The organism is Pseudomonas sp. SMV7, assembly GCF_052041995.1.
GTDB lineage: Bacteria > Pseudomonadota > Gammaproteobacteria > Pseudomonadales > Pseudomonadaceae > Aquipseudomonas.
In genome coordinates this window covers 1-661 of record NZ_JBKGGT010000054.1, presented here as the reverse complement: position 1 = coordinate 661, position 661 = coordinate 1, and the positions used below count along the sequence as shown (strand labels likewise).

Below are 661 nucleotides of genomic sequence, written 5' to 3'. Positions count from 1 at the left end.
CGCGACATCTGCAGGATCGATGACCCCCTCTATGGCCTCTTCGATGACCAGTTCCGGAAGCGCTGCCTCGCTGATTTCAAGCACTGTGAACTCAACCGGAGCAGAGGGCTGTTCTGGCTCGACACCTCCCCGGAGGACGAAATAGGTCACGGTGATATTGACGTTCTGGTTACCCCAGATCACTTCAGGGGCAATCTTGAAACGCTGTTCCCCGCCCTGAGTCACTGTGTGCGTTTGTGCATCCGGATGCTTACCTGACACCTCGATACGCACCTTGTCCAGCGGTTGCAACTCGGCACTGGCGGCGATGAACACCGTTGCACCGTCCGCGACCTGTGCAGGATCGATGCCCCCCTCGATAGCCTCTTCGATGACCAGCTCCGGAAGCGTCGGAACAGCCGCCCCGACTTGCAGCGTCAACGGTTCGGAGTGACTGGTCCCTGCTCCCTCTGCCCGCTCGACCCAATAAGACACCACCACCTTGTGACCATCATTGGCGGTGACCAGTCCCTTGCTGGCAGTCAGCTCAAACTGCTCGCGACCAATGTTGGAAGCAGTAATTCTGATCGAATCCTCCAGCGAAGCCCCCTCATCCTTGCCCTTCCAACTGAAGTAAAGGACATCGCCTATGGCGATACGCGCATAGCGCTGCACCACCAGT

At 58.2% G+C, this 661-nt stretch carries 1 protein-coding gene; it reads right to left on the bottom strand.

The window, feature by feature from the left end:
• Window positions 1-661, bottom strand: a 661-nt coding sequence (locus ACLEJP_RS25490; protein ID WP_440810905.1) for a hypothetical protein, incomplete at both ends; no start/stop codon positions are given.